The 23590-nt window shown below is 68.0% G+C and carries 16 protein-coding genes; 15 read left to right on the forward strand and 1 reads right to left on the reverse strand.

All coding sequences use genetic code 11. The annotated features are described in order from the left end of the window. Positions 1 to 52 precede the first annotated feature (52 nt). The 11 genes from leuA (at position 53) to ACOGXD_RS01485 (ending at position 15450) form a co-directional block, all read left to right on the forward strand. Positions 53 to 1780, forward strand: a complete 1728-nt coding sequence (gene leuA, locus ACOGXD_RS01435; RefSeq protein WP_419916154.1) for a 2-isopropylmalate synthase — start codon at positions 53 to 55, stop codon at positions 1778 to 1780. A 65-nt stretch (positions 1781 to 1845) separates the two neighbouring features. After that, positions 1846 to 2544 (forward strand): alpha/beta fold hydrolase, encoded by a 699-nt coding sequence (locus tag ACOGXD_RS01440; protein WP_419916155.1) that lies wholly within the window; start codon positions 1846 to 1848, stop codon positions 2542 to 2544. A gap of 50 nt (positions 2545 to 2594) precedes the next feature. Next, the gene (locus ACOGXD_RS01445; protein WP_419916156.1) at positions 2595 to 4226 is read left to right on the forward strand and encodes a Mur ligase family protein; all 1632 of its coding nucleotides are present in this window, start codon (positions 2595 to 2597) and stop codon (positions 4224 to 4226) included. Between the two features lie 65 nt (positions 4227 to 4291). After that, complete coding sequence (locus tag ACOGXD_RS01450) at positions 4292 to 5416, forward strand: D-alanine--D-alanine ligase family protein (protein ID WP_419917432.1); 1125 nt, start codon at positions 4292 to 4294, stop codon at positions 5414 to 5416. 10 nt (positions 5417 to 5426) lie between these two features. Beyond that, the gene (locus ACOGXD_RS01455) at positions 5427 to 6467 is read left to right on the forward strand and encodes a hypothetical protein (protein ID WP_419916157.1); all 1041 of its coding nucleotides are present in this window, start codon (positions 5427 to 5429) and stop codon (positions 6465 to 6467) included. A gap of 63 nt (positions 6468 to 6530) precedes the next feature. Continuing rightward, positions 6531 to 8909 (forward strand): HAD-IB family hydrolase, encoded by a 2379-nt coding sequence (locus ACOGXD_RS01460; protein WP_419916158.1) that lies wholly within the window; start codon positions 6531 to 6533, stop codon positions 8907 to 8909. After that, positions 8906 to 10495: a lactate racemase domain-containing protein gene (locus ACOGXD_RS01465; protein ID WP_419916159.1), complete on the forward strand. Its 1590-nt coding sequence runs from the start codon at positions 8906 to 8908 to the stop codon at positions 10493 to 10495. Before ACOGXD_RS01460 ends, ACOGXD_RS01465 begins: the two co-directional genes overlap by 4 nt. After that, entirely contained in the window at positions 10485 to 11465 is a 981-nt protein-coding gene (locus ACOGXD_RS01470) for a lysophospholipid acyltransferase family protein (RefSeq protein ID WP_419916160.1), read from the forward strand. Before ACOGXD_RS01465 ends, ACOGXD_RS01470 begins: the two co-directional genes overlap by 11 nt. A 56-nt stretch (positions 11466 to 11521) precedes the next feature. Further along, positions 11522 to 13441 carry an ABC transporter ATP-binding protein gene (locus tag ACOGXD_RS01475; RefSeq protein WP_419916161.1) on the forward strand — a complete coding sequence of 640 codons (1920 nt, stop codon included), beginning with the start codon at positions 11522 to 11524 and terminating at the stop codon, positions 13439 to 13441. Then, positions 13419 to 14354 carry a M15 family metallopeptidase gene (locus ACOGXD_RS01480; RefSeq protein WP_419916162.1) on the forward strand — a complete coding sequence of 312 codons (936 nt, stop codon included), beginning with the start codon at positions 13419 to 13421 and terminating at the stop codon, positions 14352 to 14354. The genes ACOGXD_RS01475 and ACOGXD_RS01480 overlap by 23 nt, the downstream gene beginning before the upstream one ends. A gap of 10 nt (positions 14355 to 14364) precedes the next feature. Continuing rightward, positions 14365 to 15450, forward strand: coding sequence for a class I SAM-dependent methyltransferase (locus ACOGXD_RS01485; RefSeq protein WP_419916163.1), 1086 nt, complete (start codon positions 14365 to 14367; stop codon positions 15448 to 15450). Here the strand turns inward: ACOGXD_RS01485 and ACOGXD_RS01490 are convergent. Then, positions 15432 to 17369 carry a solute carrier family 23 protein gene (locus ACOGXD_RS01490; RefSeq protein ID WP_419916164.1) on the reverse strand — a complete coding sequence of 646 codons (1938 nt, stop codon included), beginning with the start codon at positions 17367 to 17369 and terminating at the stop codon, positions 15432 to 15434. The two genes, ACOGXD_RS01485 and ACOGXD_RS01490, sit on opposite strands and share 19 nt — an antisense overlap. A 38-nt stretch (positions 17370 to 17407) precedes the next feature. Here ACOGXD_RS01490 and ACOGXD_RS01495 point away from each other — a divergent pair, with 38 nt between their 5' ends. The 4 genes from ACOGXD_RS01495 to ACOGXD_RS01510 all read left to right on the forward strand — a co-directional run bounded on the left by ACOGXD_RS01495 (position 17408) and on the right by ACOGXD_RS01510 (position 23565). Further along, positions 17408 to 19687 carry an aconitate hydratase gene (locus ACOGXD_RS01495; protein WP_419916165.1) on the forward strand — a complete coding sequence of 760 codons (2280 nt, stop codon included), beginning with the start codon at positions 17408 to 17410 and terminating at the stop codon, positions 19685 to 19687. Positions 19688 to 19964: 277 nt separating this feature from the next. After that, entirely contained in the window at positions 19965 to 20882 is a 918-nt protein-coding gene (locus ACOGXD_RS01500; protein WP_419916166.1) for a LysR family transcriptional regulator, read from the forward strand. 10 nt (positions 20883 to 20892) lie between these two features. After that, complete coding sequence (locus ACOGXD_RS01505; protein ID WP_419916167.1) at positions 20893 to 22230, forward strand: acyl-CoA carboxylase subunit beta; 1338 nt, start codon at positions 20893 to 20895, stop codon at positions 22228 to 22230. A 63-nt stretch (positions 22231 to 22293) separates the two neighbouring features. Next, on the forward strand, positions 22294 to 23565 hold the full coding sequence (locus ACOGXD_RS01510; protein ID WP_419916168.1) for a citrate synthase: 1272 nt from the start codon (positions 22294 to 22296) through the stop codon (positions 23563 to 23565). Positions 23566 to 23590: the final 25 nt, after the last annotated feature.

Here is a 23590-nt window from a genome sequence, read left to right on the forward strand (position 1 = left end):
GATCCGATTTCCCAGAACCCTGAAGCGACCGCCCCAACCGCAGGAGATTCCCATGGCAGACGTCAAGCGCATCAGCGCCCAGCAGCCGAGCTCGATGCCGTACCGCCTCTATGGCACCTACGCCTACCCCGCGCATCTGCCGGACCGCACGTGGCCCGACAGGATCATCTCGGAGGCGCCGCTGTGGTGCTCGGTGGACCTGCGCGACGGCAACCAGGCCCTGATCGACCCCATGGACGTGCCGCGCAAGCGCCAGATGTTCGAGGTGCTCGTCGAGATGGGGTTCAAGGAGATCGAGGTGGGGTTCCCGTCAGCCTCCGCGCCCGACTTCGAGTTCTGCCGCATGCTCGTGGAGGAGGACCTGGTACCCGACGACGTCTGGATCCAGGTGCTCACGCAGAGCCGGCCCGAGCTGATCGAGCGCACCTACGAGTCGATCGCCGGGGCCAAGAACGCGATCGTGCACCTGTATAACCCGACGTCGGAGCTGCAGCGCCGGGTGGTGTACCGGCTGGACAAAGAGGGCATCCGCGACATCGCCATCTCCGGCACCCGGCTCTGCAGGGAGCTGGCCGAACGCCATGAAGGCGGGGCGATCCGCTTCGAGTACTCGCCCGAGTCGTTCACGGGCACCGAGATCGACTTCGCACTGGAGGTGTGCAATTCCGTCAGCGCGGAATGGGGCGCCACCGCCGCGGATCCGATCATCCTGAACCTGCCCGCCACCGTGGAGATGGCGACGCCGAATACCTACGGCGACCTCATCGAGTACTTCCATCGAAACGTGGACAATCGCGACGCCGTCGTGCTGTCGCTGCACCCTCACAACGACCGCGGCTGCGGCGTGGCGGCGGCAGAGTTCGGCGTGATGGCCGGAGCTGACCGGGTGGAAGGCACCCTGTTCGGCAACGGCGAGCGCACCGGCAACGTCGACATCATCACGCTGGCGATGAACCTGTTCAGCCAGGGTGTCGACCCAGAGCTGGACATCAGCCACATCGACCACCTGCGCCGCATTGCCGAGTACTGCAACCAGCTGCCGGTGCATCCGCGCCATCCCTACGGCGGTGACCTGGTGTACACGGCGTTCAGCGGCAGCCACCAGGACGCCATCAAGAAGGGCTTCGAAGCGCTGGCCGACGACTACGACTTCTGGGAGGTGCCCTACCTGCCGATCGATCCGGCGCATGTGGGCCGCACGTACCAAGACGTCATTCGCGTGAACAGCCAGTCGGGCAAGGGCGGCGTGGCCTACGTGATGAAGAACAGCTTCGGCCTCGACCTGCCGCGCCGGCTGCAGATCGAGTTCAGCAGCGTGATCCAGGCGATCACCGACGAGGGCGGCGAGATCCTGCCGGAGGCCATCAAGAAGACCTTCGACGAGACCTACCTGCATGCCGAGTCGCCGTACACCTACTTAGGCCACCGCAGCTACTTCGACTCGGAGTCATCCGACGAGTCAGAGGTGGAGGCCACCATCAAGGGCCCCGACGGCGAGGTGCGTGCGAAGGGGCGCGGCAACGGCCCGCTGTCCGCGTTCAAGACCGCATTGGCCGACGCGCTCGGCGTCGAAGTCAGCCTCGTCGACTACCACGAGCACGCTGTGGGCGCAGGCGCTGATGCCACCGCCGCGGCCTATGTCGAGATCGAGACACCCTCTCGCGACGTGTACTGGGGCGTCGGGCTGCACTCGAACATCGTCACGGCCAGCTTCCGAGCGCTGCTGTCGGCCATCAACCGCTCGCATCCTGGGCCCGACACAGAGGTCCTCGCCCGCTGAGCCCGCTCTCAAGTTTCGCCGGCGGCAGTCTGTTCGGCAGCCGCGTCGGTGATCCGCCAGCCGACGTGCTGGCGCTGCATGGCTGGGGCCGCAGCCACACCGACTTCGACACCGCCCTGACCGGTCTTGTCGAGTCGCGAGGAACTACCGGCGCCATCGCGGTTGACCTGCCCGGTTTCGGCGCCAGCCCAGCGCCGGAAGCGCCGTGCGGCGCCGCCGGCTATGCAGAGATGGTCCGTCCGGTGCTCGACGAATGCAGCCCGCGGGTCGTGCTGATCGGCCACAGCTTCGGGGGGCGGGTCGCCGTCGAGCTGGCCACGCGATTCCCGGACGCTGTCGCGGCGCTGGTGCTGTGCGGGGTGCCGCTGCTTCGACGAGCCGACCGCCCCGCTGCGCGGCCAACCCTGCGATATCGCCTCGCTCGCACGGCGCACCGGCGCGGCTTGCTCGGCGACGACGCGATGGAGCGCATGCGGCAGCGCTTCGGCAGCGCCGACTACCGCAGCGCTACCGGAGTCATGCGAGATGTGCTCGTGACGGTTGTCAACGAGACCTATGAAGCTCAGCTCGGCGAGATCTCCCAGCCGGTGGAGCTGGTGTGGGGCGATGGCGACGAGTCGGCACCGGTGGAGGTAGCTCAGCGGGCGTGTGGGATCCTTGCCGACGCCCGGCTGACGGTCCTCGACGGCGTGGGTCACTTCGTGCCGACCGAGGCTGCGCCGTCGCTCACCGATGCCATTTCACGACGCCTCGACGTGCTGTGACAACCTCTGAGGCGCGTGCCTAGCGAACGACTGCCTGCGAGCGGGATCAGATGAACCAGATCGTGCTGTGGACGTCGGTCGTCGCCGGCATGATCTCGGCCGCCCGCTGGCTGCGGGTGGCCCAGCGTGAGCACTACGGCGTCGGCCGAGCGTCGCGATTCGCCCGGCGATGGTGGCTGCTCGACAGGAACAATCGCGTGCTGGCGCTCGCGGCCGCCGCCGGAGTGGTGCTGAGCGGCACGTTCTGGTGGGCACCGGCGATCACTGCGGCCGCCGTCGCGGTCGGTCCGCAAGGCCTCGATATTCGGGGACGGTCGAGCCCGCTGGCGTGGACCCGCCGACTCGCCACCGCGGCAACCGCGCTGGCGCTGTTGTGGGCAGTGCTGGTGGGTGCGGGACTGCTGACCGGACTAGCTGAACCGGTGGTGGCGGTGCTGCTCTTCGGCATGCCGCTGTGGGTGGACCTCTCGCTGGCGATCTTGACACCGCTCGAAGCCGTGCTGTCTCGCCGCTGGGTGCACCGCGCGCAACAACGCCTGGACGAGGTCGATCCGGTGCGGGTCGCGGTGACAGGTTCGTATGGCAAGACCACCATCAAGGGCTACCTGCGCCAGCTCGTGGAGGGATCCCGGGCGGTGGTGGCAACGCCCGCCAGCTTCAACAACACCGCAGGGATATGTCGCAGCGTCAACGAGCACTTGGTGCCCGGCACCGAGGTGTTCATTGCCGAGATGGGCACGTTCGGCGCAGGCGAGATTGCCGCCATGACCCGCTGGGTGCGCCCGTCGGTCTCGATACTGGCCTCGATCGGTCCCGTTCACCTCGAGCGCTTCGGCAGCCTCGACCGCATCGTGGCGGCCAAGGCGGAGATCTTCGCAACGAGTCGCACGGCGATTCTCAACATCGATGCCTACGGATTGAGCGCAGAAGCCGACCGGTTGGCCGCCTCGGGCTTGCGGGTCATCCGATGCTCGACACAGGATCCGAGCGCGGATGTGACCGTGCTGCCCGTCACTGCACCTGCCGACGCGCCAGCCAGCGCGTTTGTGAACGAGGCCGCCATCTCGCGTCGTATCACCGTGTTCGGCAGGGAGATCGCCATCGGACCTCTCGGCGGCGCAGCGCCGGCGAACGTCGCTTGCGCCGTGGCTGCGGCATCGGTGCTGGGAGTCTCCGACGCAGACATCGCGAGCCGCTTGGGCGACCTGCCGACACCCGACCACCGCCGTACCGCCGGCCGCAGCCCCGGGGGGGTCATGGTCATCGACGACACCTACAACTCCAATCCGGCAGGGGCGCGCGCTGCCTTGTCCATGCTGGCGAACACCGATGCCGGCCGGCGCGTGGTGGTGACGCCGGGCATGGTCGAACTCGGCCGCAGCCAGGCACACGAGAACCGTCAGCTCGGCGAGCAGGCCGCGGAGATTGCCGACGACGTGATCATCGTGGGCAGGACCAACCGGATTGCGCTGCTGGGCGGAGCTGCCGGCTGGGACAGGGCCACCGCGCGCCGAGCGACGCGCGGACGCAGCGCACGCAGCTTGATCCACGACCGCACCGACGATCGCGCCACGGTTCGCTGCATGGCAGACCGCGAGGAAGCAGTGAAGTGGGTGCGCGCTCATCTCGGCGCCGGCGATGCCGTTCTGTACGAGAACGACCTCCCCGACCACTACCCCTGATCGCCTCCCGTCCATGAGAACATGGCGCACATGGCGGAGTGCCGTAGAACCTCGCTGGTGTGCCCATGACCCGTCCCGGCGTGTGTTTCGGCGGACCGTCGCCTGAACACGACATCTCGATTCTCACGGGTTTGCAGGCGGTGCATGCGCTTGCCGATGCAGGGCGCAACCCAGTGGCGCTGTACTGGTCGCCGGTCGGCACGTGGCACGAGGTGCCGCCCGATATCGAGGCGTCGGCCTTCGCCGAGGGCCTGCCGCGCTCGGCATCGGAGGTCGAGTTGGCCGCACGCCCCGGCGGCGGGTTTGTGCGCGCAGACCGGCGTCGCCGGCCAGTGCCGGTGGACGTCGTAGTCAATTGCTGTCACGGCGGCCCGGGCGAGGACGGCGGCTTGCCGGCCCTGTTGGACCTGGCCGGCTTGGCATACACCGGTCCAGGGCAGCGCAGCGCCGCTATCTGCATGGACAAGCTGGCGTTCAGCGGTGCTACCGAAGCGGCCGGGCTGCCCACGCTGCCGCTCTGGCTGCTCACCGAAGAGTCACCGAGCGATGATGCCGCGGCAGATCTGGCCGGCGTTCCGCTGATCGTCAAGCCTCGTTTCGGAGGGTCTTCCATCGGCATCGAGATTGTGGACGACCTAGCGACGGCGCGGGCGCTGGCGCGTTCGTCGCCGCTGCTGCGTGACGGCGCTGTCGTGCAGCGCTACCTCAGCGACATCACCGACCTGAACATCTCCGTACGCACCTGGCCGGAGCTGCGGCTGAGCGCCGTGGAACGACCGCTGCGCAGCGACAGCACGATCTACACCTACGCCGAGAAATACCTGACAGGCGAGGGCGGCATGGCCACGGCGCCGCGCGAGCTGCCCGCCGTGCTGCCGGCAGCCATCGAGTCATCGCTGCGCGCAGCGGCGGTGGAGGTGAGCCACCTCGTGATGGCCCGGTCGGTCATGCGCATCGATTTCCTCTGGGATGGCGGTGACGACCCGAGCGGGTTGTGGGTGAACGAGATCAATCCGATTCCCGGCTCGCTGAGCTGGTACTTCTGGTCGCACGAGGGCGACAGTCTCATAGAACTGCTCGACGACCTCATCGCCGAGGCGCTGGACGGACCCACACGCCGCTTCGTTACCCAAGGCGCCGACGGCACAGCCCTGCGCTCGGTGGGGTCTATCGCCGCGAAGCTGGCGTGATTCTCTGCCAATGAGTCGCCGCACCGTCAGCGCAGCGGCCCGGCAGCACGGTCGCGAAGCTGGCGTGACGCTGCGCCGGGCGTTCGGCGGATGCGCTGTGGCAGTGCTGCTGTCGGCGGCCTGCAGCAGTTCGGGGCTGACCCCCAGCGACGGTGAATCGAGCAGCCCTGACGACCTCACGGCATGCGAGCGCGAACGTCTGGCCGCAGCCCTCGGCCTGGCCGATGCGGTGGAGCTGTCGTTGCCGCTCGACCCTGCCGACGAGCCGCTCGCCGACATCGCCCGCGACATCTGCGCGCTCGACTCCGGCACTCCTAGCTCGGTGACAGCGCCGGACACCGGGGTGCGCTCCCCTGCGCAGGAGCGTGACGCGGCCTTGCCCGCAGCGCTCGTACGTGCGCCTGCGCTCTTCGATCCAGGCGACAGCCCGCCAGGAGACGATCCAGCGCTTGACGAGCTCTGGGTGGTGTGCGGGCAGGGCTCGGCCAGCGCCTGCAATGCCTTGCTGTACGAGTCTCCCGAGGGCAGCGATTATGAGGCCTTCGCTTTCAGCTGCGGGGGGCGCGAGAACCTGCACTGCAGCGTGCTGCTCGGCGATCCGGGCGCCGACGCCGGCCTGCTGGGCATCGAATTCGATCCCGAGTCTCCCGCGCCAGGGAACATTCCCGAACTGGACGGCTGGTGGGCTGCGTGCGGCGACGGCAGCAGCCGTGCCTGCTCGCAGCTGGTGCTGTCGGCACCAGGCGGATCGGCCTATGCCAGCTTTGGCTGGACCTGCGGTGGCCGCACCACACGAGACTGCATTTTGCTGGTGGGCGACGACGGCGCTCCGCCGGCGCTCGCCGGCCGGTCGCCCCAGGATCCACCGCCCGGCGACGACGAGTACCTGGATCAGCTGTGGCAGCGCTGCGGCGCCGCCGACGCACCTGCATGCCGCGACCTGGCCACCTTCGGACCCCCCGGAAGCGATTACGAGCGGTACGCCCTGTCATGCGGCTGGCGAGCCGTTCGAGCGTGCGCCCGACTATTCGCCGAGCTGTCCACAAACTGAGCTGATGGGCGAATTGGGCGGTCGTGCGCGTATCTGGCGCCCGTTGGGGCTAAACAACACGTCGTGATCGCCGACGCGTTGTCCGCAAAGCGCATCGCCATCACCGGGTCAACCGGTTTCTTGGGCACGGCGCTCGTCGAGCGGCTGCTGCGCTCGGTGCCCGATTGCGAGCTGGTGCTGCTGGTGCGGCCGGGCCGCCGCACCGACGTGAACCGGCGCGTACAGCGCGAGATTCTGCGCAACGACGCATTCGAACGCCTCCGTGCGGCGTGGGGCAGCGACTTCGATGAGATCTGCAGCCGGCGCATCACGGCGGTGTCCGGCGATGTGAGTGTCGACGGGCTCAGCCTCTCCCCCGGCGACCTCGAGCTGCTCTGCGGCTGCGACGTCATCATCCACGCGGCTGCCACCGTCAGCTTCGACAGCCCGCTGGACGCATCGATCGAGACCAATCTGCTCGGTCCCAACCGATTGCTCGAAGCCTGCCAGTCCCAAGGCGCTACGCCGCATTTCATCGCAGTGTCGACGTGCTATGTCGCCGGGAATCGGCGGGGTTCAGCGGCCGAGGTGTTCCTAGCCGACACGCCGTTCTCGATGGACGTCGACTGGCGCGCTGAGGTGTCGGCCGCGCGCCGCACCCGCGCCGATCTCGACGCCGCCAGCCGCTCCCCCGAGCGCCTGCGCCGCTTCCATCGTGACGCGCGTGAGGAACTCGGCCCTGCCGGCCTGCCGCTGCTGGCCGCCAAGACCGAGCAGTTGCGCCGGGAATGGGTGGACGCCGAGATGATCACCGCCGGCCGCAGCCGCGCGACCTCGCTGGGATGGCCCGACGTCTATACGTATTCGAAGGCGCTGGGCGAGCAGGCGCTGGTGGAGCTGCAGGGCGACGTGCCCATCTCCATCGTTCGCCCGTCCATCATCGAATCGGCCTTCGCCGAGCCGTCGCCGGGCTGGATCCGTGGCTTCCGCATGGCCGAGCCGCTGTTCGTGTCGTTCGCCAAAGGCGAGCTCGACACCTTCCCGGGCTACCCCGAAGGCATCATCGACGTCATCCCGGTCGACATGGTTGCCGCAGCGATCATCGCCGTGGCGGCGCGGGGCCCGGTGCCCGAACCAGAGATCTTCCAGGTGGCCTCGGGTGCGGTGAACCCGCTGCGCTTCAAGGTGCTGACCGAGACGACGATGCAGTGGTTCCAAGACCACCCCGTATATGACGCCAAGGGCCATCCCACGGCCAGCACCCAGTGGAACTACGCCGGAGCGAGCGGTCTGGAAGAGCAGCTCGATCGGGCCATGTCGCTGTTCAACACGGCAGAGAAGGTGGTGCACCGCCTGCCGATGCGCGGCCGCAACGACTTCACCATCCGGCTCGCGCAGCGGCGAGCCGGACTCGAGCAGATCCGCGACTACGTCCTGCTGTACGGCGCCTACGGCAAGTGCGAAGCGCTGTACGAGATCGACCGCACGACCGAGCTGTGGGAATCGCTGCCTGCGGCTGACCGCGAACGGTTCGGCTTCGACCCCCGGGTCATCGACTGGGCCGACTACATCGCCGAAGTTCACCTGCCGACCGTGATCGCTCAGGCACGAGTCAAGACCACGCCCCAACCCCGCACCGGACCGAGCCGCAACGAGCGCCTGCGCACCGCCGTGCTGGACCCAGCACGCCACTTCGCCGCATTCGACCTCGAGAACACCCTGATCGCCAGCAACGTGGTCGAGACCTACGCATGGCTCGCAACCCGGCGACTCGACACGCCCCAGCGAGTGCGCTTCGCCCTGCGCACCCTCGCAGAGACGCCCGGCCTGTGGCGACGCGATCGCCGCGACCGCACCGATTTCCTGCGCTACTTCTACCGGCGTTACAAGGGTGCGCCGGTGGGCCAGCTCGACGCCGACGCGGCAGAGATGCTCAGCCACCTGTTCTTGACCAAGGCGTTCCCGGCGGGGCTGCGACGGGTGCGTGACCACCGTGCCGCCGGGCATCGCACGGTGCTTATCACCGGTGCGCTCGAGCTGGCGGTGCAGCCGCTGGCGCCGCTGTTCGACCACATCATCGCTGCACGCATCGACAGCCGCGAAGGGCGCTATACCGGCGAGATGATCGATGTGCCGCCCACCGGCGAGGTGCGCGCCCAGATGATGGTGGACTGGGCAGCGGAGGAAGGACTCGACTTGGCACAGGGCGTGGCGTATGCCGATGCAGCTTCGGACATGCCCATGCTGGAGGCCGTGGGCTATCCGGTGGCGGTCAATCCCGAGACCCGGCTTGTGACCATCGCCGACAAGCGGGGATGGCTGTGCGAGAACTGGGAGCGCTCCCCCGGCGGCCCCCGGCCCCTGCTGCCCATAGCGCCGCCGTTCCGGGTTCGCGCCAACACTGACCGGCTCGACCGCACGCACCGGTCCCGCAGGGCCCGCGTCGCAGGGTCAGTACGGTGACCGCGCGCAAGGGCCTCGTGCTCGAGGTGGATCGCACGACCCCGCCGATCCTGTTCCACCACGGCGAGGGGCTCCGCCTGGAGAAGCTGCCCGTCGGAAGCCGTGTCGTCTACCCCAACGAACCGCTGGATCCGGTGCGCGATCCCGAACGTGCCATCGCCGAAGCCCTGGCCAATCCGCTGGGCGATCGTGATCCCCTGGCCGCATACATGCAGCCAGGCATGAAGCTGACCATTGCCTTCGACGATCTCTCGCTGCCGCTGCCCCCGATGGCCGCCCCCGACATCCGCGGCCGGATCATCGAGCAGGTCCTCGACATGGCCGCCGCCGCCGGCGTCGACGACGTCGAACTCATCGCCGCACTTGCGCTGCATCGCCGCATGACCGAAGCAGAGCTGCGCCACGCCGTCGGCGACCGCGTCTACGACGCCTTTGCCCCCCACGGCCAGCTCTACAACTTCGACGCCGAGGACCCTGACGCCCTCACCCACCTGGGCACTACCGACGCCGGCGAGGAGGTGGTGATCTCCAAGCGCGCCGCCGAGTCGGACCTGCTGGTGTACGTCAACATCAACCTGGTGTCGATGGACGGCGGCCACAAGAGCGTCGCTACGGGCCTGTCGCCCTACACGGCGCTGCGCCACCACCACAACGTGCACACGATGCTGCACTCGACATCGTTCATGGACCCCGAGAGCTCGGAGCTGCACACTCGCAACTGGCGCCAGGGACGCCTGCTGGCAGAAGCCGGCGTGAAGGTGTTCCAGATCGAGACGACGCTCAACAACAACGAATTCCCTTCGCCGTACGACTTCCTGAAGCGGCGCGAGTGGGAGATGACGCCGCGAGACCGCATGATGCTGATGGGCACCAAGACGGCGCTCGACCTGATGTCCCGCCGGCAGGCCCGGCGCATCTTCCAAGGCATCCGGGCGCCGTACGGGCTGACATCCGTGCAGGCCGGCGAGGTCGAGGCCGTGCACCGCCAGACGCTGGAGAACGTCTACCGCCAGCACTTGGTGCGAGTGGAAGGCCAGACCGACGTACTGACGATGGGGCTGCCCTACATCTGCCCCTACAACGTCAACTCGATCATGAACCCGATCCTGGTGGCGTGCCTGGGTCTCGGCTACTTCTTCAACCTGTACCGGGGCAAGCCGCTCGTCCGCCACGGCGGCGTGGTGATCATGACGCACCCCACGCCGTGGGAGTTCCACCCCGTGCACCATCCCAGCTACATCGACTTCTTCGAAGAGGTGCTGGCCGACACCACCGATCCGGAGGTCATCGAGCACCGGTACGAGAAGCGCTACGCCGAGGACGAGTGGTACCGGCACCTGTACCGCACCTCGTACGCCTACCACGGCGTGCACCCGTTCTACATGTGGTACTGGTGCGCGCATGCGCTCGAGCATCTGGGCGGGGTGATCATCGTGGGCGGCGACAAGGCCGCCACCCAGCGCATGGGCTTCCGATCTGCGTCGACGATGAATGATGCGCTCGAGATGGCAACCGACGTGGTCGGGCGCGACCCGTCGATCACTCATTTTCACAATCCGCCCATGCTGATGGCCGATGTCGTCTGAGAAGCCGGGGATCTCCCATCTCGGGGCCAAGCGCGCCCAGCGCACGAGGGCGTCGGTGACACGCATCATGCGCGGCGCCGACTTCCCACTGCGGGCGGCCGCAACCCCTCGGGGACAGACGCCCCTGCCGGTCAACGCCGGCGCGAACTACGACACCGACTGGGCTCGACGCTTCCCGGCTCGGGTTGCCCGACGGGTGGCACGCGACACCATCGTCCGCGCCCTCGTGCGCTATTACGCCCAGCCGACGATCAAGGGCGTGGACCGGCTCAGCGAGCTGGACGGTCCGGCAGTGTTCGCTGCCAACCACCAGAGCCATGTCGATACCGCGGTCATCGCCACCTCCGTTCCCGAGCCGTGGTGCAACCGGCTCGTGGTCGGCGCTGCGGCCGACTATTTCTTCGGGAACCGGGCGTCTTCGGCGATCTCTGCGCTGTTCGTCGGCGCCATCCCGATCGAGCGCACTGCACTCAACCGTCGCACCATCGACAAGGCAGTGACGCTGCTGCGCGGCGGCTGGAGCCTCGTGATCTATCCGGAGGGAGGTCGCTCCCGCGACGGCTGGGGTCAGCAATTCCGGCCCGGCGCAGCGTTCCTGGCCAAGCAGGCCGGCGTACCCGTGGTGCCTGTGCACATCCGGGGCACCTTCGACATCTTGCGCAAGGGCCGTGCGTGGCCAAGGCGCGCCCGCTCGGTGATCAATTTCGGCCGCCCGCTGAGCTTCGACGAGGGCGAGAACAATCGCCGCTTCACGCGGCGGCTGCAAGCCGCTGTAGAGGGGCTCGCCGACGAGACCGCCACCGGCAACTGGTTTGCGGCCCGACGACGCCTGCACAGCGCCGACAGCCCGGGCCTCGAGGGTCCCACGGCTTCGGCGTGGCGACGCCGCTGGGCGCTCACCGAACCCGCGCCGCCCGATGGTTCCTCTTCCACCACAGCGGCCTCAAAGCGCCGCTGGCCCTACGTCTGAGCATTTGCGCAACAGGTTCAGGTGTCTGAGCCAGTTCGGCTCGTATCGTTCGATTCATGCAGTCGATGGCGTCCGCGCACGGCGCGATGGGGCACGACCCAGCCGGTGTGGAAGGACGTCACATAGCGCCAGGCACCGTCCGCCGGGCAGCGGCCCTGGCACGGCCGTACCGGATGATGCTGTCGGGCTTCCTCGCAGCACAACTGCTCGGAGCACTGGCGTTCCTGGTGCCGCCGATCCTGTTCGGGCGCATCATCGACGAGGCCATCCCGGCGGGAGACCGTTGGCAGCTCAACGTGCTGGCAGCGATCATCGTGGCCGCAGCGTTCTGCGAGGCCGGCCTGTCGTTCATCGAGCGCTGGTGGTCGGCGCGCATCGGGGAAGGGCTGATCTTCGACCTGCGAGTGGGCCTGTACGACCACGTGCAGCGGATGCCAATCGCGTTCTTCACCCATGTGCAGACTGGCTCGCTGATCAGCCGGATGAACAACGACGTCATCGGCGCCCAGCGGGCGTTCACCGGCACGCTCAGCTCGGTGGTGTCCAACACGATCGTGCTTGCGACGACGCTCGTGGCCATGCTGGCGCTGGAGTGGCGCCTGACACTGCTCGCGCTGGCACTGCTGCCGGTGTTCATCGCTCCGACGAAACGAGTTGGCCGGCGGCTGCAAGCGTTGACGCGCCAGAGCATGGAGCACAACGCAGCGATGAACACCGTGATGACCGAGCGCATGAACGTGGCCGGCGCGCTGCTGGTCAAGCTGTTCGGACGGCATGACATCGAGCGGGCTGGGTTCAGCCGCTCGGCGCGGACCGTGCGCGACATCGGTGTGCGCAGCGCGCTCTACGGGCGAGCGTTCTTCATCGGTCTCAGCCTGGTGGGGGCCGTCGGGGCCGCGATGCTGTACTGGGTCGGCGCGCATCTGGTGATTTCCGGCGCGCTCACGGTGGGGACGCTCGTGGCCATGGGGCTGATGGTGGTGCGGATCTACATGCCGCTGACCAGCCTCACGAACGCCCGGGTCGACGTGATGACAGCGCTGGTCTCGTTCGAGCGCGTGTTCGCGGTGCTCGACCTGCCGAACCCGATTGCCGATCGCGCTGATGCCGTCGAGCTCGACACCGTGGACGGGCGGATCGAACTGCGTGAGGTGACCTTCACCTACCCCGCTGCCGACAGTGAGATGCTGCTCGAACTGGGCGGAGCACCTGCGACGCCCCAGCAGCACAGCGGAGCACCTGCGACGCCCCAGCAGCACAGCGACACTGCGGGGGGACCGGTGCTCGACAGGGTGTCCGCAGTTATCGAGCCGGGTCAGACGGTTGCCCTCGTCGGGCCGTCGGGCGCCGGCAAGACGACCCTTGCCGCCCTCATTGCCCGGCTGTACGACGTCGACGGCGGTGCTGTGTCCATCGACGGGCACGATGTCCGTGACGTCACGTCTGAGTCGCTGCGATCTCACATCGGCGTCGTCTCCCAGGATCCGCACCTGTTCCACGACACCATCGCCGCGAACCTGCGCTATGCCCGCCCTGGCGCGACCGATGGGGAACTTGCCGCGGCCTGCCGGGCGGCGCACATCGACGAGCTGATCGAGAGCCTGCCCGAGGGCGCCGACACTGTCGTGGGCGAGCGCGGCTACCGGCTCTCCGGCGGCGAGAAGCAGCGTCTCGCGATTGCGCGCGTGCTGCTGAAGCGTCCGGCGATCGTGGTGCTCGACGAGGCCACAAGTCACCTCGACAGCGAGAACGAGGCGCTGGTGCAGAGCGCGCTCGCGACCGCGCTTGCCGGTCGCACCGCGCTGGTCATCGCTCACCGTCTGTCAACCATCACCGACGCCGACCAGATACTGGTGCTCGATCACGGCCGGCTCGTTGAGCAGGGTCGCCATCTCGATCTGCTCGCCGCAGACGGTCTCTACGCCGACCTGTACCGCACCCTGGTAGGCGCTGATGAGCCTGCTGGTGTCAGCTGATATCCCCTCCTCACGCTGGCGGCGCTGCCGCTGGGCAATTGCCGCCCTAGCAATCGGTCTCACGACCCTTGTCTTCCCTCGCCCGCTCGGGGCAGCAGTCGCCGAGCCGAACGCCTGGATCAGCGAGCCGATCATCGGGCCGTGGGCGCCTCCGCCGGCCCTCGACGAGCCCGTGTCGCGCTGGCAGGAGCCGGTGCCCGCCGGCGTCGACTCGCTGTCCTTCCCGCACTTCACCGGCCCGGAGTTCAACGAGCTGTTCACCACGGCAGAGCTGCCGAACTTGTCGTCGATCTCAGCCCCGCCGACGATCACCGACTCGGCCGAGATGGACGAGCAGGTCCGTGCCGAAGCCGTCGAACGCGGTTACCAGCGCCGAGCACTGCCAGCCGACTATGCACTGATGCGCCTGATCGACGATGGCCTGGCGCTGCAGCGTCCCGCCGCCGTGGCGTGGCTGGCCCTGGAGCAGGACGCTGCCGAGCACGGCTTCGAGCTGGAGTTGAAATCTGCTTACCGCGGGCACCGGTACCAGCGGGAGGTGTTCCTGCGTCCGTTCGAGGTGCCCTATGAGTTCGATGACCTGGCCGAGCGTCTGAAGATGTCGGCGCCGCCTGGGTACTCCAAGCACCACACGGGATACGCGATCGACATCGGTCAAGTGGGGCACGCCCACTTCGGCTCTTCGCCCGCCCACGAGTGGATCTCGGCCGACAACTTCGCAATCGCCAAGAAGCACGGCTGGATCCCGAGCTACCCCCCTGACGGCGGCCGGCAGGGACCGGTACCGGAGCCCTGGGAGTTCACCTACGTCGGTGTCGAGGCGATCCTGTGCTTTCACCAGCCCCCCGCCGGCGACGACCCCCTCTGCACCGCCTCAGCGGCCGCTCGGGGGCTGCGGCACGTTGGCGAGTAGCGTCTCGCGGATGGCTGAGACTGCAACCGAGCGGCGTGAGATCGACCCTGACCTCCTGAAGAAGCTCGCCTTCCAAGTGTGGACGTACAAGAAGGGCGAGATGGTGTCGGCGATGCTGCACATCGGCGACCAGCTCGGGCTGTTCGCAGCCCTCTCGGAGACCCAGCCCGCGTCGAGCCACGACGTGGCGGAGGCGACCGGCCTCGCCGAGCGGCTGGTGCGCGAGTGGCTGTACGGCGTGGCAGCTGCCGGCCTCGTCGCCCACGACGACAGTGCCTTCTCATTGTCGCCCGAGGCCGAGGCGCTGCTCGTCGATGAGGAGGGCTCGCTGCACTTCGCCATGGGCGCCTTCCGCGGCGGGCTCGGCGACCAGGTCTTGGACCTGATCCTCGACTCGTTCCGCACCGGCATCGGCATGACCTACGAGCAGCAGGGTCCCCGGGCGGCGGCGGGGCTGGCCCGTACCACCGGGCCGTTCAGCCGCCAGAACCTCACGTCCGTGATTCTGGGAGGCCTCGACGGTGTCGTGGCCAAGCTGGAACGCGGGGCCAAGGTGCTGGACGTGGGCTGCGGAGCGGGCGTGTCAGCCTGCTTGATCGCGCAGAAGTGGCCCAACACCGAGGTCGTCGGATTCGATCCGTCGGCCATCGCCGTCCAGCAAGCACAGGAACGGGCTGAGGACGCGGGTCTGGAGAACACGACGTTCGTCGAGGCCGGCGCCGCCGACGTTCCCGCCACCGGCGACTTCGATCTGGCGCTTACGTTCGACTGCCTCCACGACATGCCCAGGCCCGACGACGCGTTGGATGCCATCCGGGCTGCGCTCGACGCCGACGGCACGCTGCTCATCAAGGACATCCGCTCCAAGGGCGACTTCAAACTCGACCAGCGCAACCCGATGCTGGCCATGTTCTACGGCTTCTCCATCACGAGCTGCCTGCAGTCGGCGCTGAGCGAGCCGGGCGGCATGGGATTGGGCACGCTCGGTCTCTATCCCGACAAGGCCCGCGAGATGACTGCGGCCGCAGGATTCACGCGATTCACCGAGCACGACTTCAACGACGCCGCGAACCTCTACTACGAAGTCCGCCCCTGACATCTCGGCCGTCGCGATCGTCGGCGGGCACCGGCATCGGAGACCACCGCAGTCAGGATCTCCGCTTCGAGGTACTGCCGATGGCTGACGTGGCTCGCGTAGTGCCGCAGCAGCCGCAGCGCGGCATCACGCTCGATCGTGGTCTCCATGGTCTCGGCCTCAGGCTCCGCGAGCAGTGCGATGCGCTCTTCCAGGTTCTGCCCGTCGCTCGGCGCGCTCACGAACTCCAGCTCGATTCCTGACCGGATCCTTCCCAGCGCCACCCGCACTCGCCGCGCGCCATTCAGCGATCTCGACGATGCATGCTCGCTGAGGACGGCGAGCGCCTCCTCGGCTGCAGCTTCCAACCGTTCGACACTGTATTCGTCACAGCCCTGCCGCTCGGCGAAGTCGGTCACGAAGCGCCTCAACTCCGTCGTGCTGCGGGCGCTGAGCTCGACCTCCAAGCTCGCCCGGCGCCCTATGAGGCTGTTGAGGACGGCCGCAACCACCAGCACCAGGCTCCCGGCGGTCAGCCCGTTCTGTGACACGGCGTGCCACACGGTCTCCGGCGGAAACGACAGCGCGCCGAATTCGACACACAGCCCCACTGCCAGCGGAAGCAGGATGACCAGCGCATCGCGCGTGCTTCGCAGGCGCTGCACGGAGCTGATCACGACGCGCAGTACCAGCGGGATCAGGGCGACGATGACGTAGGCGGCCAGTATCGGACGCGGGATCGCCACGGCGACCGCCCGCAGCTTCGGGACAAACGCCGCCAGCAGGAAGAAGCAGCCGGCAATGGTGCCCATGCGACGCGACGCGCATCGAGTCTGGTTGATGAAGGCAGGGCCGACGCCGGCAATCGTGACCGGCAGCGACCCGGCGACGCCCGACAGCATCGTTCCGACACCCATGCGCCAGTTGGCGCGTTGCACTTCACGGAAATCGAGAGCACGAGATGTGCGCCACGAGACCATCTGCGTGTTCGACGAGATGCCCTGCATGCGAACGAGGATGGCGAACGACACGATCAGGAAGGAGGGCAGCATCGAGGCAAACGTGCCGTAATCGATGCCCCACCCCGGGCTGCTGCCGATATCCGCGAAGCCGATCCACGCAGCATCAGCAACAAGTTCGAAGTCGTAGGCACCCAGGCCGGCCGCAACGCCCAGCCCCACGGCCAGTCCGAGTGCAGGTCCCCAGATCCGCCACGGCCGCGGGCCCCGAACCGAGATGAGCACGATGGTGACTGCCGTCCCCACGACGCTGACCGGCACAAACCAGTCGAGGTCCTGCTCCACAGCGCTGCCGGCGTCGGCGAGCACCGGCACCAATGCCGCAAAGGCCAAGATCAGGACCGTGCCGCGCACCTGCGGCGTCACCAACCGTCGCAGATACGACATCCGCAGGCCGATCACCACCTGGAACAGCCCGGAGACGACCACCAGAGCCGCCAGTGTGGCCGGGCCCCCGCTTGCCAGCGCCAGGATGCAGAACGGCAGGCTGACGAGATCGACCGTGGCGACATAGAGGCTGTCGCTGCGCAGCCGTCCCAAGCGCACGGTCAGTGCCAGCGTCGTGAGACCGCACACCACCATCGATGCCACGACGGCTCGTGCGGCCACCGCATCGGATTGTCCGGCGAGCTGCACCACGAGCGCCGGAAGGATCGCCAGCGGCACAACCATCAGCAGCGCAAGCTGCCCGCCGAGGCCCGCGACGATCCTTCGGGTTGGAGCCTCGTCAGGCTCGTAGGTCGGTGCCAGCGGGGCACCACCCGCAGTCACGCCCATGACCCTAGTAACCACAACTATCAGCAGGCTTGGCCGAGAATCCGGCGGGACGGCGCGCAGCGCGGCTCCGGGAGTGAACCCGGGGTGAGCCTCTAGATTGAAACCCCGGCTGGCGGATGCTGTACCGCGGCTGCAGTTGCGCACACCTGCCCGCCGTTTCGCCCACGAACAGGGGGTTGTCCATGGCCGTTCACGCGAGTACGCCGATCGAGTTGATCGAAGGGGTGTACGCAGGGTTGGCCGACGCAGTGGCGTTCGGGCGTGAGCGCTTGGGCCGCGCGCTCACGCTGTCGGAGAAGATCCTGATCGCGCACCTGTCCCACCGCGAACAGGAACTCGAACGGGGGATCTCCTACGTCGACTTGGCGCCCGATCGCGTCGCCATGCAGGACGCCACTGCACAGATGGCGTGGCTGCAGTTCATGACTGCCGGGCTGGACGAGGTGGCGGTGCCCACCACGACCCACTGCGACCATCTCATCCAAGCTCGCGAGGACGGCAAGCGCGATCTGCTCGCCGCTTCAGAGAACAACGAGGAGGTTTACGACTTTCTCGAGAGCGTGTGCGCCCGCTACGGCGCAGGCTTCTGGAAGCCCGGCAGCGGCATCATCCACCAGGTCGTGCTCGAGCAGTACGCCTTTCCGGGCGGGATGATGATCGGCACTGACAGCCACACGCCCAATGCCGGCGGGCTGGGCATGGTGGCAGTCGGCGTGGGCGGCGCCGATGCCGTCGACGTCATGACCGGTTTCGCCTGGAACGTGCGGTGGCCCAAGGTCATCGGCGTGCACCTCACCGGCGAGCTGTCCGGCTGGAGTGCGCCGAAGGACGTGATCCTGAAGGTGGCGGAGATCCTCACGGTCTCCGGCGGCACTGGGGCGATCGTGGAGTACTTCGGCCCGGGCGCCGAATCGCTCAGCGCTACCGGCAAAGGCACCATCTGCAACATGGGCGCCGAGATCGGTGCCACCACGTCGCTGTTCGGCTACGACGCCGCGATGGCCCGTTACCTGTCGGCCACCGGGCGCTCTGCAGTGGCCGCGGCGGCCGACGGGGTCGCCGAGCACCTGCGGCCTGACAACGATGCGATGGCCGACCCTGGCGCCCACTACGACCAGGTCATCGAGATCGACCTGTCGCAGCTGCGGCCCCACATCAATGGTCCCCACACGCCCGACCTCGCCCGTGAGGTGTCCGCCCTGGGCGCGGAGGCCCGGGCCGAGGGCTGGCCGCTGCAGATCAGCGCCGCGCTCATCGGCAGCTGCACGAACTCCAGCTACGAGGACATCACCCGGGCTGCCTCGATTGCCCGCGACGCCGCCGCCAAGGGGCTGCGGGCCCGGACACAGCTGCTGGTGACCCCCGGCTCGGAGCAGGTGCGGGCCACCATCGAGCGTGACGGGCTGCTCGCCGACTTCGAGGCGCTGGGCGCCACCGTGCTCGCCAACGCGTGCGGGCCCTGCATCGGCCAGTGGGACCGCTCCGGCGACGCGAACTACGTGCCCGGCCAGGCGAACGTGATCGTCACCTCCTACAACCGCAATTTCCCCAAGCGCAACGACGGCGATGCCGCCACGCTGGCATTCGTCACTTCGCCCGAGACCGTCATGGCGTTGGCGCTGGCGGGAACGCTCGACTTCGATCCCGTGGACGGCGTGCTGCACACCGATGCCGGGGAGCCGGTCACGCTGCCGACGCCGGTGGGTGTCGAGCTGCCGCCGGCCGGTTTCGATCCCGGCGAGAGCGGATTCGTGCCCCCGCCGGCCGACCGGGACAGCGTCGAGGTGCGGGTCTCACCGACGTCGGACCGCTTGCAGGTGCTCGAACCGTTCGAAGCGTGGGACGGCAACGACTACGCAGATCTCCCGGTGCTGGTCAAGGCCAAGGGCAAGTTCACCACCGACCACATCTCCATGGCCGGGCCGTGGCTTCGTTACCGGGGCCACCTCGAGAACATCTCGGGAAATCTGTACCTCGGTGCGGTGAATGCCTTCGACGGCTACGACGTAGGGCACGGCAAGAACCAGTTGACCGGCGAGACGCAGCAATACCCGGAGATCGCGAAGGCGTACCACGCCGCCGGCGTGAACTGGGTGGTGATCGGCGACCAGAACATGGGCGAGGGATCGAGCCGCGAACACGCCGCAATGGAGCCGCGCTTCCGGGGCGGCCTCGTGGCGCTGTGCCGAAGCTTCGCCCGCATCCACGAGACCAACCTGAAGAAGCAGGGCATGCTGCCGCTCACGTTTGCGGACCCCGCCGACTACGACCGCATCGACGAGGACGACCGGATCTCGGTGGTGGGGCTCGCCGATCTGGCACCGGGCCGCCCGGTCACCGTCGAGGTGCGCAAACCGTCGGGTGACACGTTCTCATTCCAGGCCAACCACACGTTCAGCGACGACCAGGTCGAGTGGTTCAAGGCAGGCTCGGCGCTCAACATCATCCGAGCCTCGCTCTGACGCGAGGAAGCCGGCCCGGGGGGAGGGCCGGCTTCTTCGCTGAGGTCGCTGGGCGTGGGGGACGCTTTCGACCTATTGCCGGTCGGAGCGGGGGCTTCCGATCCGGCACTCGCCCGCCTGGGTGGGGGGACACCGTGCGGCGGTGCGATATGTGGAGCGGTGTGGGGTAACCGCTCACGAGCAAATTACCGCGGGTCTCGCTATCGGGCCAGCAGTTAGCGCAGATAGTTTCAATCTCTTTTGGAGATGGTTTGCGACCGGGCGCTAACGTGGCCGCATGGACCTGAAATACCTCGACGCCTTGGCTGCGGTTGCTGCACACGGCCGGTTCTCAGCAGCGGCGCGAGCGCTGCACACCGTGCAGTCGAACGTGTCCAGCCACGTAGCAAAACTGGAAGATGAGCTCGGCGCCGTGCTCGTGGATCGCGCTGCGGGGTCGTTGACGCCCGAGGGTGAGGTCGTGCTGGCCCGCACCAAGCGCATCAACGGCGAGATCGCAGCTATGCGGGCCGACGTGGCGTCGATGACGTCGCATGTCACCGGCGACGTGCATCTGGGCATCATCGGCACCCCCGGACGCTGGCTGCTGCCGCCCTTCCTCGACGAACTGCGCCGGCACCACCCAGATGTCGACGCCACAGTGGTCGACGCCACGACTCTGGCGCTCACCCGCTTGCTCGAGGGCGGCGAACTCGATCTTGCGGTGGTGAACGCCCCGCTCGATCACGAGGAGCTGATGGCCACGCCACTGTTCGCCGAAGAATTCGTGGTCATCGCCCCCACGGGGCACGCGCTCGCGGCGCTCGGCGATCGTGAGGTGAGCTTTGCCGAACTCGAGCAGCACGAGCTGCTGCTCGGACCGCCTGGCTCGGTGATGCGCATGCTCATCGATTCGGCTGCGGCACGGCGCGGCGTGGCGTTGCGGACGATGGCACAGCTCGACGGCATCCGGCTCACCGCCACCCTCGCGTTCCAGGGTTACGGTCCAGCCATCGTGCCCATCACCTCCATCCCCGTCTGGACCGACCGGGGCGACTGGAGCGTGCTGACCGTTGCGGACCTGCCTCCTCGCCAGGTCGCGCTGGCCATCCGTCGCCGCGGGATGCTGTCGGCGCCGGCGGCCGCAGCCCGTGACATGCTGCGCTCGGTGATCCGCAGCGTGTCCCGTCGCATCCCCGGCGTCACCGCCACATAACCTCACGGCAGTGGACCTGCAGCTGCGCGCCGGTGCGAGTGGACATGTCACGGCCGGCATCGCCACTCTCGGCGAGCGAACGGCCATGCTCATCTCCGCCGACAGTCCCCACCGGCGCGGCGCACTGTCGCCCGCCGACAGCGAGACCATCGTCGCGGGCCTGCAGACGGCGCTCGCCAAGCGCCTGCCTGTGGTGCTCATGCTGTCGTCCAGCGGCGCCGACGCGCACTACGGCGTCGCCGCGCTGCACGGCTGGGGCGAAGCCGCGCGGGTGCTCGTGCGGTGCTCGGGAGTGGTCCCGGTCCTGGCCGGGGTGACAGGGCAGGCCATCTCGGGCATTGCCCTGCTGATCGGGCTGTCCGACGTCGTCGTGATGTCCGACGATGCCTATGCCTTCGTGAGCGGCCCCGTTCCGGTGCGCGAGATGACCGGCGTGGCCATCGGGCCAGACGAGCTGGGCGGCGCCCCGATTCATGCCACCGCCTCGGGAACTGCGTCTGCCGTGACATCCACCGAGGGCGTGCTCGACATGCTCACCGAGATCCTGAGCTACCTGCCGCCGCACTGCGACGAGCTGCCGCCACGCATCGAGACCGACGATCCGCGTGAGCGCCCGACCCCTGCTGCGGGCGAGATGCTGCCATCGGTGCCGACGGGTGCCTACGACGTGCGCGACATCATCATGGAGCTCGTCGACGAGGGCTGCCTGACCGAGCTGCGGGCGGGATGGGCGCCGAATCTCGTCACGGGCTTCGCCACGCTGGGCGGCTACTCGGTTGGCGTGCTCGCGAACCAGCCGATGAGCATCGCCGGCACGCTCGACATCGCCGCCAGCCAGAAGGGCGCCCGTTTTGTCAACTTCTGCGACGCCTTCGGCCTGCCGCTGGTCACCTTGGTGGACACGCCCGGCTTCTATCCCGGCAAGGACCTCGAATGGCGCGGCATGATCCGCCACGGCGCCCAGCTGGCCTTTGCCTATGCCCGCGCCACGGTGCCGCGGGTGGCCGTGGTGCTGCGCAAGTCGTACGGCGGCGCCTACATCGTCATGGACTCCAAGACGATGGGCAACGACGTGTACCTGGCGTGGCCGAGCGCCGAGCTGGCGGTGATGGGCGCATCCCAGGCGGCCCAGATCCTCCGTCGTGGCGCCGGCGAGGACGAGATCGCCGACTACGTCACCGACTACGAGGACACGTACCTGAATCCCTACGTCGCCGCCGAGCGCGGCTACGTCGACTGCGTCATCGACCCCGCCGACACGCGCCGGGAGCTCATCGACACGCTCGACATGCTTGCCACCAAGCGCGAACGGCTGCGCCAGCGCCGCCACGACAACGCCCCCCTCTAGGCCCTGGGATTCGCGGCGGAGCGACATATTGGGTACATTCGGCGGCGCGAACAAGGGGGACTGATGGCGCAGGACAGCTTCACGATCACCGACAACCGCTCAGGAGAGTCGGTGACCGTTCCCGTGGTCGACGGCACGATCTCCGCGGCCGCACTGCGCGAGCTGGACCGAGGCCTGTGGTTCTACGACCCCGCCTACCTCTCAACAGCCAACTGCGATTCGAAGATCACCGAGATCGACGGCGACGAGGGCGTCCTGCGGTATCGCGGCTACCCCATCGAGCAGCTCGCCGAGCAGTCCAGCTTCCTCGAGGTGGCCTACCTGCTGATCCACGGCGAGCTGCCCACCGAGGCCGAGGCGGCCGAGTGGATCCACCACATCACGTTCCACACCTACGTGCACGAAGACATCACGCGATTCATCAAGGGCTTCCGCTACGACGCCCACCCGATGGGCACGCTGGTCTCCACCATCGCCGCGCTGTCCACCTTCTACCCAGAAGCCAAGGACATCGACGATCCCTACACGCGGTTGGTCCAGATCATCCGGCTGATGGCCAAGATGCCCACGATGGCGGCGTTCACGTACCGCAATCGGATGGGTCTGCCGTACGAGTACCCGGTCAACCACCTCACTTACACCGGCAACTTCCTTCGGATGATGTGGAGCGTGGCCGACCCCGATTACGTGCCCGACCCCACGCTGACACGGGCCCTCGACGTGCTGTTCATCCTGCACGCCGACCACGAGCAGAACTGCTCCACCACCACGATGCGCACGGTCGGATCCAGCCGGGCCGATCCGTACTCGGCGGTGGCAGCGGCCACCTGCGGGCTGTATGGGCCGCTGCACGGGGGCGCCAACGAGCAGGTCATCCGGATGCTGCACGAGATCGGCAGCTTCGACAATGTGGCCGCGTACGTCGAGCGGGCCAAGTCCGGCGATGTGCTGCTGCAGGGCTTCGGGCACCGGGTGTACAAGAACTACGACCCGCGGGCCAAGATCATCAAGGAGACCGCCGATGCGGTGTTCAAGGTGACCGGCCTGAACCCGCTGCTCGACATCGCCATGAAGCTGGAAGAGGTGGCGCTCAGCGACTCCTACTTCAAGGACCGGCGCCTGTACCCCAACGTCGACTTCTACTCAGGGCTCATCTATGAGGCGATGGGCTTCCCGCTCGACATGTTCACGGTGCTGTTCGCCATCGGCCGGACGCCGGGTTGGCTTGCTCACTGGGTGGAGATGCTCGGCGATCCCGAGCAGAAGATCTACCGCCCCCGCCAGAAGTACACCGGCCCCGGCCAGCGCGACTACGTCGCCATCGAGAACCGCTAGCTGTCTTTGCGCCGCCCGGCGATGG

Origin of the sequence: Candidatus Poriferisodalis sp. (assembly GCF_965204125.1) — a bacterium.
GTDB lineage: Bacteria > Actinomycetota > Acidimicrobiia > Acidimicrobiales > Poriferisodalaceae > Poriferisodalis.